Consider the following 16094-nt stretch of genomic DNA (forward strand, 5'->3'; position numbering starts at 1 on the left):
AAACCCAATGGTAAGCGCAGGGCTTTTAGCCGTTCTAGAAAGCCATTCGAGCTCAGATTCTGAGAGCGAATAGTTCTGATGAAGCTCTTTCGACGACAGATGTGCCGGCAGCTTCGGATAGGCTGTCCGCTCCAGGGAGGCCATAGAGTTCGTCCCTCAAGAAAAAGCAAAAGCTTCAGCATAGACGGCTAAACACAGGACGAGTGGAGGCAATACAGAAAAAACGAAAATCTCAGCTATATCATTATTTTACGTGGCGTATGTCCTGATTTTCCTTTATCTCGGCACGACCCGGAAAGGGAGTCGCTTCAACATAGCGCATGGCGGATTTCATGTCGCTCCAGCCGACGTAGCTCATCAACGACTTCAAATCCCAGCCGCTGCGATGGGCCCAGGTGGCAAAGCCTCGGCGCAACGAGTGACTGGTGTATAGGTCGGCAGGAATGCCTGCGCGCTCCAGCGCTTGGCGCAACAGCGGGATGACGCTGTTGGGGTGCAGCCCCTCCTCGCCCAGGTTGCCCCAGCGATCTACCCCGCGAAACACTGGGCCACGCACCAGCGCCGACGCGTTGAGCCATTCGCTGTAGGCCTGCACCGGGCACAGCCGCAGCAACGCCGGGGTCTGGTAGGTCTTGCCGAGGTTGTCGCGGTCACTTTTACTGCGCGGCAGATACAGGCTGATGCCGGCGCCCGGTACCGCCTGCACGTGCTCGATCGTCAGGCGGCACAACTCATCGCTGCGAAAACCGCGCCAGAAGCCCAGCAGGATCAACGCTGTGTCGCGCTTGGCGCGCAGCAATCGCGGCTGATCCTGATCAATACGTGCCTGAATCGCTTCCGCCGCCAAAGACGCAACCACCTGCTCAAGGTGCTTGAGCTGCAGCGGTTCGGCCTGTTTCTCCTGCGCCGGGTGCACCGCACGAATGCCCTTGAGCACCTTGCGCACCACCGGCGCCTTGGTCGGATCAGGGAAGCCCTGACTCGTGTGCCACTGCGCCAATGCCGAGAGCCGTAGCTTCAAGGTGTTGACTGCAAGCACCCCGGCGTGTGCCACCAGATAACGCGCCACGCTATCGCTGGTCGCGGGCAGGAACCCACCCCAACTTACCTCAAAGTGCTCAATGGCCGCGCGATAGCTGCGCCGCGTGTTGTCGCGGGTGGCGGCATTGAGATAACGATCCAGATCGCTCATGAAAGGCCTATTCGTACTGCAGACGGGTGTATTGGCGCTCAAAACCGCAATGACACGGGATAATACGCCAATATCCCATCTGTTAAATCATGAATTTAAACGAATTTTTATTCGTGTTACAGTATGTACATACATACTACATAACACAGTACTAAATCGACGGAGACTCCATGGCTCGCGGCGGCATAAACAAAGCAGTAGTTCAAACGGCACGCCTGGCGATCCTTGCCCGCGGCGAGAACCCGAGCATCGACGCAGTCCGCATCGAAATGGGCAATACCGGTTCAAAGACCACAATTCACCGTTACTTGAAGGAGCTGGACGAGAGCGAAACCCGGCTGACGATCACCGAAGCGCCCATCGACGACGAACTGGGTGAGCTGGTCGCACGCCTGGCCCAGCGCCTTAAAGAAAAAGCCCAGGAGCCGATTGACCTGGCGTTGGCGCAGTTCGAACAACAGAAAGCCGCCCTACTCGCCCAGGTGGAAGCGCTTGAAGAGGCTCACAGCCAACTCAATCAGCAATTTGCGATCCAGGCCGCTGCCCTCGCAGAAGAAAGTGCTGCCCTGCAAACCGCGAGCACCAGCCTGCAAACCGAGCAAACCCGTAACGCCGGGCTCAGCCAGGCGTGCAGCGATTACGAATTACGCATCAACGACAAGGACGAACAAATTCGTTCGCTGGAAGAAAAGCACCTGCACGCCCGGGAAGCCCTCGAGCATTACCGCAATGCAATCAAGGAGCAGCGCGAGCAGGAACAGCGACGTCATGAAGGCCAGTTGCAGCAGGTCCAGGCGGAACTGCGCCAAGCCCAGCAAAGCGCAATGGTGCGCCAGGATGAAATCACCCAACTGCACCGCGACAATGAGCGGCTATTGATTGAACACCGTGTGACGGCGAAGGAGTTGGCCGCCCTGCAGGAGCAAACCCGCAAAGACCAGGCCTTGCAGCTTAAGTTGAACGAACAGGCAAGCCTGATAGAGAGCGAGCGCACCCTGCTTCAGGAGCGCCTGCGGGTTGCCGTACTGGAGAGCCAGTCACGCCAGCAAGCGCTGAGCGAACACCAGCAGGCCAACAAAACCCTGGAACTGGACCTTATCAAGGCCCAGGCCAGTATCGAGGCATTGCGCCTGGCGGCCGTCGTTGCAACGACGCCAGAGGCAACGCCCGAGACCTGATCAGTCCACCACAGGCGTGCGCATGGTGACGAATTCTTCCGCCGCCGTAGGATGCACGCCGATGGTTTCGTCGAAATGTTGCTTGGTCGCGCCCGCCTTGAGCGCGATCGCCAGCCCCTGAACGATCTCGCCGGCATCCGGCCCGACCATGTGGCAACCCAGGACTTTGTCGGTGTCGGCATCGACCACCAGTTTCATCAGGGTTTTTTCCTGGCAATCGGTCAGCGTCAGCTTCATAGGTCGGAAGCGGCTTTCAAAGACCTGCACCTTGTGGCCGTTCTTCTTCGCTTCTTCTTCGCTCAAGCCGACGGTGCCGATGTTCGGCAGGCTGAACACCGCCGTCGGAATCATCGCGTAATCCACCGGGCGGTACTGTTCTGGCTTGAACAGACGACGGGCCACCGCCATGCCTTCAGCCAGGGCCACCGGCGTCAATTGCACACGACCAATCACATCACCGATGGCCAGGATCGACGACTCAGCGGTTTGGTAAAGGTCATCCACTTCAACAAAACCGCGCTCGTCCAGGGTGACACCGGTATTCTCCAGCCCCAGGTTGTCCAGCATCGGACGGCGACCGGTGGCGTAGAACACGCAATCGGCCTCCAGCACACGCCCATCTTTCAGGGTCGCCTTGAGGCTGCCGTCTGCTTGCTTGTCGATACGCTCGATATCGGCATTGAATTGCAGGTCCAGGCCGCGCTTGGTCAACTCTTCCTTCAGGTGCGTACGCACCGAGCCATCAAAGCCGCGCAGGAACAGATCGCCGCGATACAGCAGCGTCGTCTGTGCGCCCAAGCCATGGAAAATACCCGCGAATTCAACTGCAATGTAACCACCGCCAACGACCAGCACGCGCTTAGGCAATTCTTTCAGAAAGAACGCCTCATTGGAGCCAATGGCGTGTTCACGCCCCGGGATCTCCGGGATCTGCGGCCAGCCACCCGTAGCGATCAAAATGTGCTTGGCGGTGTAACGCTCGCCATTGATTTCCACCTGGTGCGGATCAACCAGGCGTGCGTGCCCTTCATGCAAGGTCACGCCACTGTTAACCAGCAGATTCCGGTAGATGCCATTGAGGCGATTGATTTCGCGGTCCTTGTTGGCGATCAAGGTCGCCCAATCAAAGTTCGCTGCGCCCAGCGACCAACCAAAACCGCTGGCCTGCTCAAAGTCTTCGGCAAAATGCGCGCCGTACACCAACAGCTTCTTCGGCACGCAGCCAACGTTAACGCACGTGCCGCCCAGGTAGCGGCTTTCCGCCACGGCCACCTTGGCACCAAAGCCTGCGGCAAAGCGCGCCGCGCGAACACCGCCAGAACCGGCACCAATTACATACAGATCAAAATCGTAGGCCATTTCACTCTCCTCGGCAGGACATCAGCATACCGATTTAGATGGGGCTGAAAAACGAAAAAGCCACCCGAAGGTGGCTTTCTCTTAAAACAGGTCAGGCAACCGTGAATCAGTAAGCCTTGCCAGTTTTGTAGAAGTGCTCGTAGCAGAAGTTGGTCGCCTCGATGTAGCCTTCAGCGCCACCGCAGTCGAAACGACGGCCTTTGAATTTGTAGGCAATCACGCAGCCGTCTTTGGCTTGCTTCAACAGGGCGTCAGTGATCTGAATCTCGCCACCCTTGCCTGGCTCGGTTTCTTCGATCAATTTGAAGATGTCCGGGGTCAGGATGTAACGGCCAATGATGGCCAGGTTCGAAGGTGCATCTTCCGGCGCTGGCTTTTCAACCATGTCACGCACGCGAATCAGGCCATCACCAATGTCATCACCGGCGATCACGCCGTACTTGTTGGTTTCCTGAGGATCGACCTCTTGAACCGCAACGATGGTGCAGCGGTATTTCTGGTACAGCTTGACCATCTGGGTCAGTACGCCGTCGCCTTCCAGGTTAACGCACAGGTCATCCGCCAGTACCACGGCGAACGGTTCGTCACCGATCAGTGGGCGGCCGGTCAGGATCGCGTGGCCCAAGCCTTTCATCTGGGTCTGACGGGTGTAGGAGAACGAGCACTCGTCGAGCAATTTACGGATACCGACCAGGTATTTTTCCTTGTCGGTGCCCTTGATCTGGTTTTCCAGCTCGTAGCTGATGTCGAAGTGGTCTTCCAGCGCGCGCTTACCGCGGCCGGTAACGATGGAAATTTCGTTCAGACCGGCATCCAGCGCCTCTTCGACGCCGTACTGAATCAGTGGCTTGTTCACCACCGGCAGCATCTCTTTAGGCATGGCTTTGGTCGCTGGCAAGAAGCGAGTGCCGTAACCGGCTGCTGGGAACAAGCATTTCTTGATCATATGAGTCCTTACAAAGGGCTGTGCGTACGGAATTCGGCGCAGTCTAATGAGGCCGCAGTCACCTTACAATGGGTCCTGCTGGCGTTGCGATGTCAACATAGAGAAAAAATGTACGCGTAAGTTCCGCTGATCCTACAAGGGGCATTACCAACGGCACGACAAAACACGCCTTGACCCCTTTGTTTAAAAGGGCTGTAACCGTTTTAGCACGCTTTTCGACGCAAGGCACTGACCTGCAACAACTTGCGCGCTTGCAGGGCGTTTGGCGCTATCATTACGCGCTTGAACCACACCACGAGATTGATAGATGTCAGAACCCAAAGGCGTAAACGGCTACCTGATCACAAAGCGAGCGGACGGCTGGCACTTGATCAACTTCCACGGAGACAGCGTCGCCGGGGCATTTGCGACCGAAAGCCAGGCTGCTGCAGTAGCCGAAGTGTTTGTGGACGAAGCCGGCCACGCGTCGAGCAAAAGACCTAAGGGTAAGTAAGCATCAAAGCCCTTTGCACAAAGCCCCGGTGATCGGGGCTTTTTTGTGATCGGCTGTACCTAGGTGGCAGTTCGCTATAATCTTGCGCAAACGCCCCACGACAGTGTCAGCGCCCCTCCAACACCCTCGACGACGATTCCACTATGAACAAGATTCTGGCACTGCCTGCACTACTGGCGCTGATGGCCGGCTGCACCACCACTTCCGACACTTACCTGAAAAATGGCGAGCAAGGCCTGACCATCGACTGCTCGGGCGAGGCGAACTCGTGGGCCAGCTGCTACGAAAAAGCCGATGCTTCCTGCGCAGGCACCGGCTACCGCATCGTCGGCACTGAAGGCACGCCGGCACTGAAGGAAAGCGACAAGACCCTGGGCAAAGATGTGGGTAACTTCAAGAGCCGCAGCGTGGTTGTCGTCTGCAAGTAAACCCGATGGCTACAGATGAATTTCAGCGAACTTGATGCCAAGGCCGCGCAGGATTTCGATCAGGTCATCCAGGCGCGCAAATGATTCGACTTCATCGTGCTCATCCACCAGGAAAAAACTGCGACCGCCGCTTTTCTTGAAAAATACGATCCACTCGCCCAGGTGGGCAGGATTCTGGATGACATGGGTGGCCGAGATTTGGCCCTCGGCATGGCGGGCGGTGACGTGTTCACGTTTCATGACGGTTTCCAGAAAAGACAAATGCCGCGCATTCTCAAGGCTTGCGCGGCATTTTTTTGGATTGGATGACCGACAGTTTAACGGATCTACAAATCGCAGGGTAATGATCCTTTGTCGACAACACCTGACATCAACGCAAAAAAAAGCCTGACGCCGCTATCGTAGCGTCAGGCTTTTCTATCGGATTCAACGGCGTGGGTGAGCCTCAGGCTCAGCCGGAAATGCAATCCTCCGCGGCTTTCTTGATATCACCTGGGCGGATCGGGACATTGGACATGCTCTCATAGAGCTTGATGCTGCTGCCGCTGGAGCGCTCTTCAATCTCGAAAATTGCCGAAGGGTCGGCCGAGAATTTCTGCGGCACAATCACCTGTACACCCTCCTTATGTGGCTCGATCTGCGGCGGGCGACGGGTCGCAGCCAGCTTGCGCACCACACACGCAGCATATTCCGGCGGTTTTTTCCCGGAAATGACCACCAACGTTGGCGGGGTCTGCTTGATATCTGCAACCGAAGCACATCCACCTATCGCCAAGGCCAGAACCAACACACTCCACTTCATACTAAAACCTCCGATAAAGACCCTACGACAGCTTAGAGAGTAAATTTCTCCCGCCAATGTAGGATTTATCTCTGAAAACTCGGTAAATAACTGTTTTAAATTGTCGAAGTCGTCGACGACGACCCGATAATAAACGCGCTGGGGCTGATAAACTCTATCTTAACCTACGTATCATTCTGATTTTTCAGAAAAAGCCCTTCTGGAGACACCCCATGAAATTCATCCACCAGCGCGAGCACCTCAACGAGGGCGACATCGTTGTCATCGAATGCTCGCAGACCTGCAATATTCGCCTGATGAGCGATGCCAATTTTCGCAGCTTCAAGAACGGCGGCCGCCACACCTACCACGGCGGCGCCTTCGACAAATTCCCGGCAAAAATCACTGCACCCAGCACCGGTTTCTGGAACATCACCCTGGACGTAGTCACGCGTCGCGCCATCAGCGTTACCCGCAAACCCGCGTTGTCCCACAAGATCCGCATCGTTCGTCGCACCAGCACCAAACTGAGCTGATCCGAACCCTCGACAGGAAAATAGCTGTGACCACCACGACTAAATACGTCATCAAGTACAAGCTCAACGGCGAACGTCGCTTTGAGTTCGCACAATTGCTCACCAACAGCGTCGAAGAGGCCAAACAGGCCCTGGCGAAAATCCACGGTGCCAGCGACGAAATCACTGACATCAATGTGAGTAAGGCGCTGTAAGTCATGCCAGGGCCGACTGCCGACCTGTTCGCCGAGGATGCGTTGCAGCAGCCTGCAAGGCGCGAACAGATTGGCGAAGAGTCTTACGTACTGAGGGGCTATGCCCTGCCCTGGATTGAACGCCTGCTACCGGAGCTTCGGCAGGTGCTGGCCCAAGCGCCGTTTCGGCAAATGGTCACGCCCGGCGGTTTTACCATGTCAGCAGCGCTGAGCAGTTGCGGCGAACTGGGCTGGACCACCGACACCGCCGGCTATCGCTACAGCCCTCTCGACCCGCGCAGCCAGCAACCCTGGCCAGCCATGCCCAGCGCCCTGCGCGAGCTCGCCACGCTTGCGGCAGCCGAGGCCGGTTTCAGCGAGTTTTCCCCGGATGCCTGCCTGATCAACCGCTATGTGCCAGGGGCCAAGATGTCCCTGCATCAGGATAAAAACGAGCGCAGCTACAACGCCCCGGTGGTTTCCGTGTCGTTGGGGCTGCCGGCGATTTTCCTGTTCGGCGGCCCTGAGCGCAGCAGCAAGACCCAGAAAATTTCCTTGTTCCACGGTGATATCGTGGTCTGGGGCGGCGTCGATCGCCTGCGTTTTCATGGGGTGATGCCGATTAAGGAAGGCGTGCATCCGGTCATGGGCCCACAACGCATCAACCTGACCTTTCGTACCGCCGGCTGATTTGACCGCAAGCTTCGGAGTGCCGAGTATGACCGGTGCGGCTAATCTGCCCCTGATCCGTCAAGAGTGCAGGCCATGAACAACGAACACGACCCCCGCTGGGCCGCCATCATCGCCCGCGATGCCAAGGCAGACACGCTGTTTGTCTACGGCGTAAAAACCACAGGCGTGTATTGCCGCCCCAGCAGTGCCTCGCGTTTGCCACGCCCGCAAAACATCGAATTCTTCGACACCCCCGAGCAGGCCGAGGCTGCCGGTTATCGCCCGAGCAAACGCGCCTCCGGTGACCAGACCCAACTGGCCGCGCACCATGCGCAGTTGGTGGCAGCGGCTTGCCGGTACATAGAACAGGCCGAAACACCACCCAGCCTGGATGAAATCGCCTGCCTGGTCGGGTTGAGCGCGTTCCATTTCCACCGCGTATTCAAAGCCATCACCGGCCTGACCCCCAAAGGTTATGTCAGCGCCCTGCGCGCGCGCAAAATGCGCGACGGCCTCATGGGCGAGCATTCCGTCACAGCAGCGCTGTATGACGCCGGCTTCAACTCCAACAGCCGCTTTTATGAGTCCGCCGATCAGTTACTGGGCATGACGCCGACTGATTACCGGGCCGGCGGCACTAACAGCGAGATTCGCTTTGCCGTGGGCCAATGCTCATTGGGGGCGATTCTGGTGGCGCAAAGTCAACGCGGTGTGTGTGCGATTTTGCTGGGGGATGACCCGGACAAACTGGTGCGTGACCTGCAGGATCAATTTCCCCAGGCACAATTGGTGGGCGCGGACCGCAACTTCGAACAGCTGATTGCCCACGTCGTGGGCTTTATCGAAGCGCCTGCGCTGGGGTTGGATTTGCCCCTGGACTTACGCGGTACGGCCTTTCAGGAGCGAGTATGGCGGGCGCTGCGCGAAATTCCGCTGGGCAGCACCGCCAGCTATGCGCAGATTGCCGAGCGTATCGGCGCACCCAAATCCTTTCGCGCCGTGGCCCAGGCCTGTGGAGCCAACAGCCTGGCGGTGGCGATTCCCTGCCATCGCGTGGTGCGCAGCAACGGTGAGTTGTCGGGCTACCGCTGGGGCGTAGAACGCAAGCGGCAGCTGCTGGAGCGCGAACGCCAGTAATGCGCTAGCGGATACCGATATAAATCCGTGCCTCTTCGTCTGCCTGATAGACCTCGAAGTCGGTGACAAACGCCCGCGACTCGACACCCGGCTTTGCGAAATAAGCCCAGACTTGTTGCCAGGTAGCAATGATTGCATCCGGCATTGGCCCGCGCGCCTCAAACACCAAATAACGGCCCGGCTCGATCACCAGGCTTTCAAAGCCTTGCGCCGGTGCAACGGAGGCAACACCCGCCGTCACATCAAAAAAACCACTCGCATCCGACTCATAGCCGCTGTACACCCCGTACACCGGCGAGTCGGGGTGCTTGCCCGGGATTGCCTGGTACAGCCCCTCCTCAAAAAACCGTTGCCACATTGGGCCGATTTTCGCGCTCGCGGGCTGCATTTCATCGGCATTTCGGGTCCGCACTTGCAAGCCCGACACCCTGATTGCCGCCACGACCTGTTCCTTGATTGCTTGCAAAGCCCTCTCCTTTCAACGCTTCAATTGACGTTTACGGAATTCGGCGACTTTATGCCGGTTACCGCACAAGGCCATGCTGCACCAACGACGCTTGTGGGCCTTGGTCCGATCATAAAACCACAGGACGCATTCCGGATGCTCGCACCGGCGAATCAAACTGAAATCGCCGGCCACCAATAAGTTAGCTGCGGCTTCGGCAATCGGCGACAAAAATTGCTCCGCCGTCTGCAATTTGCGTTGGCGCTCCAACAGAGGCGCTCCGGACGCCGGCCAGACCAGCTGTGGATGGCTGACCGCCTTGCGCAAAAAACTGTTGAGCGCCGCAGGATCGCCCACTTGACCGTGCTTGCGTGTCGCGACGAGGTCACGAATCACCTCGCGCAACTCACGTGCGGCAGCGAGTAAGGCGCCCTCCTCAAACGTGGGAAGACGCCCTTCCTGAACCCACGCCAAACGCACTAACCAGCGCTGGACGTCAGCATCGGCCTGCCAGAAATCCCACGGCATGCCGTCGATATTCGCCAGGGTATTGAGCATGTCCAACACCGGGTCATCGGCAAGCACATAGGGTTCCAAGGGTGTGGCTGGGGGCGTAGGGATGGCCATGATTCGTCCTCTTGATCACCGCGCAATCGTAACCGCTATTTTCATGCAAGGGTAGTTACACCAGACGAATAGCTAACCTGAATTATTTATTTGACAGGTTACATAATTGGGCGCAGCTTTTTTAAAAAGGTAACCCGTAATAATACTTAATCAAGTTACAAAAGGTGATCCAGTCATGTCTATCCAAGCCCCTGTCGTTCGCTACCACCACGTCGATGCCGATGGCGTTCGCATGTTCTACCGTGAAGCCGGCGACCCGGCCGCACCCGTGATATTGCTGCTGCATGGTTTTCCCAGCTCCTCCCATATGTACCGCGACCTGATCCCGCTGCTCGCCACACGTTTCAGGGTTATCGCGCCAGACTTGCCGGGCTTCGGCTTCACCGAAATCCCTGCCGAGCGTGCTTATCACTACAGCTTCGATAACCTGGCGGTCACTGTCGGGCATTTCGTCGATGCGCTGAAGCTGTCCCGCTACGCGCTATACGTGTTCGATTACGGTGCACCCGTGGGCCTGCGGCTGGCAGTGGCACATCCGGAGCGGGTCAGCGCGCTGGTCTCGCAAAACGGCAACGCTTACCTGGAAGGCTTGGGCGATGCCTGGGCACCGATTCGGGCCTATTGGGCCGAGCCGAGCCAGGCCAATCGCGAGGTGATCCGCACGGCGGTGATCAGCCTGGAGGGCACGCGCTACCAGTACCTGCACGGTGTGAGTCAGCCGGAGCGGGTTGCGCCCGAGTCCTACATGCTTGATGTGCTGTTGATGCAGCGTCCCGGCAATGACGAGATCCAACTGGACCTGTTCCTCGATTACCGTAACAACCTCACGCAGTACCCGGCGTTCCAGGCGTTCTTCAAAGCCACACAGGTGCCCACGCTGGTGATTTGGGGCCAGAACGATCCGTTCTTCATCCCGCCTGGCGCCCACGCTTACAAAGGGGACAACGCGAATGCCGTGGTCGAGTTACTGGACACCGGCCACTTCGCCCTGGAAACCCATGCGGCGCATATCGCTGAGCGCATTCATGCGGTGCTGGGCGAGGCCATCGACTGACGGCGCTACACGAAATCTCGACTTCGTCCAGTGAATAAAACAGACTGGCCGGGTGCCAAGGGCCCTGTTAAAACAGCGAAAAGACCTACTACTGCTGGAGACGCATCCCATGAGCACCTGGCCAGACACCCGAATTCTCGACCTGCTGGGCATTGAAGTGCCTATTATCCAGGCGCCCATGGCTGTCGGGACCACCACCGCCATGGTCATCGCCGCCAATAACGCAGGCGGGCTGGGTTCTCTGCCGGCTGCCGCGCTGAGTCTCGAGCAACTGCGCGACGCCTTGACCACCATCCGCCAGGCAAGCTCGCGCCCCATTAACGTCAATTTCTTCTGCCATCAACCGCCTGCTGCTGATGCAGTGCGTGATCGCCACTGGAAGGATTTGCTGGAGCCCTACTACCGCGAACTCGGCGCCGATTTTGATGCGCCAACCCCCGTTTCCAACCGCGAGCCATTCAACGAAGCCGCCTGCAAAGTGGTCGAGGAGTTTCGTCCCGAAGTGGTGAGTTTTCATTTTGGCCTGCCGGAAAAAGCCTTGCTCGACCGGGTAAAAGCCACCGGGGCCAAGGTGCTGTCATCGGCCACCACCGTAGAAGAGGCCATCTGGCTGGAACAGCATGGTTGCGACGCAATCATTGCGATGGGCATAGAGGCTGGCGGGCATCGTGGTTTGTTTCTCAGCGACGACCTTAATACCCAGATCGGCCTGATGGCGTTGGTGCCGCAAATTGTCGACGCCGTGAGCGTGCCGGTGATTGCTGCCGGCGGTATCGGTGATGCGCGCGGGATTGTCGCGGCATTTGCGCTGGGGGCGTCGGCCGTCCAAATCGGTACCGCGTACCTGTTCACCCCCGAAGCCAACGTAACCGCCTCCCACCACTTTGCACTGCGTCACGCCCAGGCCAGCGAGACGGCCCTGACCAACCTGTTCACCGGCCGCCCGGCACGCGGTATCGTCAACCGCGTAATGCGTGAACTCGGCGCGATCAACCCGGCGGCCCCTGCCTTCCCCACCTCCGGCGGCGCCTTGATGCCGCTCAAGGCCAAGGATGAAGCGGGTTTCAGCAACCTGTGGTCAGGCCAGGCGCTGCGCCTGGGTAAAGAGCTTTCCACTTATGACCTGACGCGCCAGTTGGCCGAGCAGGCGCTGGCCAAGCTCAAGCGCGACTGACACTGGGAACAACTTTGCACTGTACCGGCTATGGCCAACCGCTATATATTCCCATACATAGCGGTAACGCCTTCTGCCTATAACAAGCCGTACAACGTCCAAAGGAGTTGCTTCATGATGATCCGCGCCTCACGCTTGGCCCCCACTGCCCTGGTAACCGTTATTGCCGCCTTTGCCTTTGGCTCGGCCCAAGCCGATGAAGTGCAGGTCGCCGTCGCCGCCAACTTCACCGCCCCGATCCAGGCGATCGCGGCTGACTTCGAAAAAGACACCGGCCACAAACTGGTCGCGGCCTACGGCGCCACGGGTCAGTTCTATACGCAGATCAAGAACGGCGCACCGTTCGAAGTGTTCCTCAGCGCTGATGACACCACCCCGCAAAAACTCGAAACCGAAGGCGACACCGTCAAAGGATCGCGCTTCACCTACGCAGTCGGTACCCTCGCACTGTGGTCGGCGAAAGAAGGCTATGTGGATGCCAAAGGTGACGTGCTGAAAAAGAATGCATTCAAGCACCTGTCCATCGCCAACCCGAAAGCCGCCCCGTATGGCCTGGCCGCCACTCAAGTGCTGGCTAAAGAAGGCCTGACCGACAAGGTCAAGGACAAGATCGTCGAAGGCCAGAACATCACCCAGGCCTATCAATTCGTGTCCACCGGCAATGCCGAACTGGGCTTTGTTGCCCTGTCGCAGATCTACAAAGACGGTAAAGTCACCAGCGGCTCGGCCTGGATCGTCCCGGCGGCCATGCATGACCCGATCAAACAGGACGCCGTGATCCTCGCCAAAGGTAAAGACAGCGCCGCTGCCAAAGCCCTGGTCGAGTACCTCAAAGGTCCGAAAGCCGCCGCGGTGATCAAGTCCTACGGTTACGAGCTGGCCAACTAAATGCCGCTGTCGAGTGCCGATTTTTCCGCGATCTGGCTGACCATCAAGCTGGCGTCACTGACCACCGTGATCCTGCTGGTCATCGGCACTCCGATTGCGCTGTGGCTGTCGCGCACCCGTTCCGCGTGGCGCGGCCCCATCGGGGCGATTGTCGCGTTACCGTTGGTGTTGCCACCGACGGTGATCGGTTTCTACCTGCTGTTGACCATGGGCCCCCATGGTTACTTCGGCCAGTTCACCCAATGGCTGGGCCTGGGCACCCTGACCTTCAGTTTTGCCGGGCTGGTGATTGGCTCGGTGATCTACTCCATGCCGTTTGTGGTGCAGCCGTTGCAAAACGCCTTCTCCGCCATCGGCACTCGCCCATTGGAAGTGGCCGCAACCTTGCGCGCCAATCCTTGGGATACTTTTTTCACGGTGATCCTGCCTCTGGCGCGCCCAGGGTTTATCACTGCATCGATTCTCGGCTTCGCCCACACCGTGGGTGAGTTCGGCGTGGTGCTGATGATCGGCGGCAACATTCCCGACAAAACCCGCGTGGTCTCGGTGCAGATCTACGACCACGTCGAAGCCATGGAGTATGCCCAGGCCCATTGGCTGGCGGGTTCCATGGTGGTCTTCGCTTTCCTCGTGTTGCTGGCGCTCTACTCCAGCCGTAAAACCAAGATGGGCTGGAACTGATCGATGATTGAGGTACGCCTGAACCTTCACTATTCCGCCTTTGCGCTGGACGTCGACCTGCATTTGCCCGGCCGCGGTGTCACCGCGCTGTACGGCCATTCCGGTTCCGGCAAAACCACTTGCCTGCGCTGTATCGCCGGGCTGGAGCGCGCCGAAGACGGGTTTATCCAGGTCAATGATGAGGTCTGGCAAGACAGTCGCAAGGGGCTGTTTGTGCCGCCGCACAAACGTGCCTTGGGCTATGTGTTCCAGGAAGCCAGCCTGTTTCCTCATCTGTCGGTACGCGCCAATCTGGAGTTCGGCCTCAAGCGCATCCCACGCAGGCTGCGTCATGTGGACATGGCCCACGCGACCGAATTGCTCGGCATCGGCCACCTGCTCGAGCGCCACCCGCAGCATTTGTCCGGCGGCGAGCGCCAGCGCATCGGCATCGCCCGCGCATTGCTCACCAGCCCCCGGCTGTTGTTGATGGATGAACCGCTGGCGGCCCTGGACAGCCAACGCAAAAGCGAGATCCTGCCGTACCTCGAGCGCCTGCACGACGAACTGGAAATCCCGGTGCTGTACGTCAGCCATGCCCAGGACGAAGTGGCGCGGCTGGCCGATCACATCGTATTGCTCAGCGACGGCAAGGCCCTGGCCAGCGGCCCCATCGGCGAGACCCTGGCGCGCCTGGATTTACCCCTGGCCTTGGGCGATGACGCCGGCGTGGTCATCAATGGCAGCGTCAGCGCATATGACGAGCATTATCAGTTGCTCACCCTGCAGTTGCCCGACAGTGCGTTGAGCATGCGCGTCGCCCATACACCGCTGGCGTTGGGCAAACAGCTACGCATCAAGGTGCAGGCCCGAGACGTCAGCCTCAGCCTGCAGGCTGAGGAACACACCAGCATCCTCAACCGCCTGCCGGTGACGGTCACTCAGGACATTTCGGCGGATAACAGCGCCCATGTGCTGGTGCGCCTGGACGCCGGGGGTACGCCGCTGTTGGCGCGCATCACCCGCTTCTCCCGCGACCAGTTGCAACTGCATCCCGGCCAGACGCTGTGGGCGCAAATCAAGGCAGTGGCGGTACTCGCTTAACTTTTTGGCACGCGCGCAAAACCCTGCGGTCAATCAGACATACCGGCCTGATCCGTTGCCAAGGAATTTGCACGATGCCCGACTCTGCCCTGACTGCCGACCTGCCCCGCGACCTGCATTACGTTGACGACACCCAGCCCGGCATTCGCCGTAAAAAGCTGCGCGGCAAATTTCAGTATGTCGACGCCAAAGGCCTGCGCATCACCGATGCCGAGGAAATCAAACGCCTGAATGCCCTGGCCGTGCCGCCGGCCTACACCGACGTGTGGATCTGCGCCGACCCGCGCGGCCATCTGCAAGCGACCGGCCGCGATGCGCGCGGTCGTAAACAGTACCGCTACCACACGCGCTGGCGTGAGGTGCGCGACACCGACAAGTATTCGCGGCTGCAGGAATTCGGCAATGCCTTGCCCAAACTGCGCAAGCAACTGGAGGCGCAAATCGCCGCCCCAGGCTTCACGCGCGAGAAAGTCCTGGCCACGGTGGTGATGCTGCTGGATGCCACGCTGATCCGTGTCGGCAACACCCAATACGCCCGCGACAACAAATCCTACGGGTTGACCACCCTGCGCAACCGGCATGTGGACGTCAAGGGCAGCGAGATCCAGTTCCAGTTTCGCGGCAAGAGCGGCGTCGAGCATCAGATCAGCGTCAAGGACCGACGCCTGGCCACGGTGGTCAAGCGCTGCCTGGAATTGCCGGGGCAGAACCTGTTTCAGTACCTGGACGAAGCCGGCGAGCGCCACACGGTCAGCTCCCACGACGTGAATGCGTATTTGCACAGCCTGACCGGCGCCGACTTCACCGCCAAGGACTACCGCACCTGGGCCGGTACCGCGATGGCACTGGCGGTGCTGCGAGAATTGGCGTGGCAACCGGAATCCGACGCCAAGCGGCATGTAGTGGCCATGGTCAAGGATGTCGCCAAGCAACTGGGCAACACCCCGGCAGTGTGCCGCAAGTGCTATATCCACCCGGCGGTGCTGGAGCATTTCAGCCTGGGTGAACTGTCCAGTTTGCCAAAACCGCGCAAGCGCACGGGCTTGAAAGCCGAGGAAGTCGCCCTGGCGATGTTCCTCGAACAATTGGCCGCTGACTTGCCGAAGAACGCCAAGGTGCGTTAGCCTTCGCGTCCCTTCTGACTCACGGGATGACCGCCGACGTGAACAACTAAGCCTTCCAAAATGTATCTGCAACGAGCCACCCGGCGCGCTTGTTGGCCTGTTCGACATTTTTTTGGAGGTGCT

The 16094-nt window shown here is 58.9% G+C and carries 21 protein-coding genes; 13 read left to right on the forward strand and 8 right to left on the reverse strand.

Annotated features, from left to right (window positions below):
* The coding region (locus tag ACI77D_RS14135) for a DUF4158 domain-containing protein (RefSeq protein WP_407016916.1) at positions 1-144 on the reverse strand (144 nt) is incomplete at its 3' end.
* A gap of 100 nt (positions 145-244) precedes the next feature.
* Complete coding sequence (locus ACI77D_RS14140; protein WP_407016818.1) at positions 245-1192, reverse strand: site-specific integrase; 948 nt, start codon at positions 1190-1192, stop codon at positions 245-247.
* Between the two features lie 170 nt (positions 1193-1362).
* On the opposite strand from ACI77D_RS14140, the gene ACI77D_RS14145 reads away from it, so the two are divergent.
* Positions 1363-2370 (forward strand): DNA-binding protein, encoded by a 1008-nt coding sequence (locus ACI77D_RS14145; protein ID WP_221294834.1) that lies wholly within the window; start codon positions 1363-1365, stop codon positions 2368-2370.
* Here ACI77D_RS14145 and gorA read toward each other — a convergent pair whose 3' ends face one another.
* Together gorA and galU are read right to left on the reverse strand one after the other, a co-directional pair.
* Positions 2371-3729, reverse strand: coding sequence for a glutathione-disulfide reductase (gene gorA, locus ACI77D_RS14150; RefSeq protein WP_064452525.1), 1359 nt, complete (start codon positions 3727-3729; stop codon positions 2371-2373). It abuts the gene before it with no gap.
* A 106-nt stretch (positions 3730-3835) separates the two neighbouring features.
* On the reverse strand, positions 3836-4675 hold the full coding sequence (gene galU, locus ACI77D_RS14155; protein WP_003212579.1) for a UTP--glucose-1-phosphate uridylyltransferase GalU: 840 nt from the start codon (positions 4673-4675) through the stop codon (positions 3836-3838).
* A 307-nt stretch (positions 4676-4982) separates the two neighbouring features.
* On the opposite strand from galU, the gene ACI77D_RS14160 reads away from it, so the two are divergent.
* Positions 4983-5168: a hypothetical protein gene (locus ACI77D_RS14160; protein WP_017734216.1), complete on the forward strand. Its 186-nt coding sequence runs from the start codon at positions 4983-4985 to the stop codon at positions 5166-5168.
* 143 nt (positions 5169-5311) lie between these two features.
* Positions 5312-5596, forward strand: coding sequence for a hypothetical protein (locus ACI77D_RS14165; RefSeq protein WP_053255959.1), 285 nt, complete (start codon positions 5312-5314; stop codon positions 5594-5596).
* Positions 5597-5605: 9 nt separating this feature from the next.
* On the opposite strand, the gene ACI77D_RS14170 is transcribed toward ACI77D_RS14165, so the two are convergent.
* Positions 5606-5836, reverse strand: coding sequence for a hypothetical protein (locus ACI77D_RS14170; protein ID WP_064452526.1), 231 nt, complete (start codon positions 5834-5836; stop codon positions 5606-5608).
* A gap of 211 nt (positions 5837-6047) precedes the next feature.
* Positions 6048-6398 (reverse strand): hypothetical protein, encoded by a 351-nt coding sequence (locus tag ACI77D_RS14175; RefSeq protein ID WP_064452527.1) that lies wholly within the window; start codon positions 6396-6398, stop codon positions 6048-6050.
* A 212-nt stretch (positions 6399-6610) separates the two neighbouring features.
* On the opposite strand from ACI77D_RS14175, the gene ACI77D_RS14180 reads away from it, so the two are divergent.
* From ACI77D_RS14180 to ada, 4 genes are all read left to right on the forward strand, one after another.
* Entirely contained in the window at positions 6611-6913 is a 303-nt protein-coding gene (locus ACI77D_RS14180; protein WP_003173824.1) for a DUF1883 domain-containing protein, read from the forward strand.
* A gap of 26 nt (positions 6914-6939) precedes the next feature.
* Positions 6940-7107, forward strand: coding sequence for a hypothetical protein (locus ACI77D_RS14185; protein ID WP_167353701.1), 168 nt, complete (start codon positions 6940-6942; stop codon positions 7105-7107).
* Between the two features lie 3 nt (positions 7108-7110).
* Positions 7111-7776, forward strand: a complete 666-nt coding sequence (gene alkB, locus ACI77D_RS14190; protein ID WP_064452529.1) for a DNA oxidative demethylase AlkB — start codon at positions 7111-7113, stop codon at positions 7774-7776.
* A gap of 75 nt (positions 7777-7851) precedes the next feature.
* Entirely contained in the window at positions 7852-8895 is a 1044-nt protein-coding gene (ada, locus tag ACI77D_RS14195; RefSeq protein WP_221294836.1) for a bifunctional DNA-binding transcriptional regulator/O6-methylguanine-DNA methyltransferase Ada, read from the forward strand.
* Between the two features lie 4 nt (positions 8896-8899).
* On the opposite strand, the gene ACI77D_RS14200 is transcribed toward ada, so the two are convergent.
* A complete protein-coding gene (locus ACI77D_RS14200) occupies positions 8900-9361 on the reverse strand; it encodes a GyrI-like domain-containing protein (RefSeq protein WP_082895895.1) in 462 nt (153 codons plus the stop codon).
* Between the two features lie 12 nt (positions 9362-9373).
* Entirely contained in the window at positions 9374-9967 is a 594-nt protein-coding gene (locus ACI77D_RS14205; RefSeq protein ID WP_407016819.1) for a CGNR zinc finger domain-containing protein, read from the reverse strand.
* Between the two features lie 175 nt (positions 9968-10142).
* On the opposite strand from ACI77D_RS14205, the gene ACI77D_RS14210 reads away from it, so the two are divergent.
* From ACI77D_RS14210 to ACI77D_RS14235, 6 genes are all read left to right on the forward strand, one after another.
* Positions 10143-11021, forward strand: coding sequence for an alpha/beta fold hydrolase (locus ACI77D_RS14210; RefSeq protein ID WP_064452532.1), 879 nt, complete (start codon positions 10143-10145; stop codon positions 11019-11021).
* Between the two features lie 109 nt (positions 11022-11130).
* A complete protein-coding gene (locus ACI77D_RS14215; protein WP_221294838.1) occupies positions 11131-12195 on the forward strand; it encodes a nitronate monooxygenase family protein in 1065 nt (354 codons plus the stop codon).
* A gap of 114 nt (positions 12196-12309) precedes the next feature.
* The gene (gene modA, locus ACI77D_RS14220; protein ID WP_221294839.1) at positions 12310-13083 is read left to right on the forward strand and encodes a molybdate ABC transporter substrate-binding protein; all 774 of its coding nucleotides are present in this window, start codon (positions 12310-12312) and stop codon (positions 13081-13083) included.
* The gene (gene modB, locus ACI77D_RS14225) at positions 13084-13764 is read left to right on the forward strand and encodes a molybdate ABC transporter permease subunit (RefSeq protein WP_259762452.1); all 681 of its coding nucleotides are present in this window, start codon (positions 13084-13086) and stop codon (positions 13762-13764) included.
* Between the two features lie 3 nt (positions 13765-13767).
* Entirely contained in the window at positions 13768-14847 is a 1080-nt protein-coding gene (modC, locus tag ACI77D_RS14230; RefSeq protein WP_221294840.1) for a molybdenum ABC transporter ATP-binding protein, read from the forward strand.
* Positions 14848-14921: 74 nt separating this feature from the next.
* A complete protein-coding gene (locus ACI77D_RS14235) occupies positions 14922-15971 on the forward strand; it encodes a DNA topoisomerase IB (RefSeq protein ID WP_407016820.1) in 1050 nt (349 codons plus the stop codon).
* The last annotated feature ends 123 nt before the right edge of the window (positions 15972-16094 follow it).

Origin of the sequence: Pseudomonas sp. O39, from assembly GCF_045447295.1 — a bacterium.
GTDB classification, from domain to species: Bacteria; Pseudomonadota; Gammaproteobacteria; order Pseudomonadales; family Pseudomonadaceae; genus Aquipseudomonas; species Aquipseudomonas antarctica_A.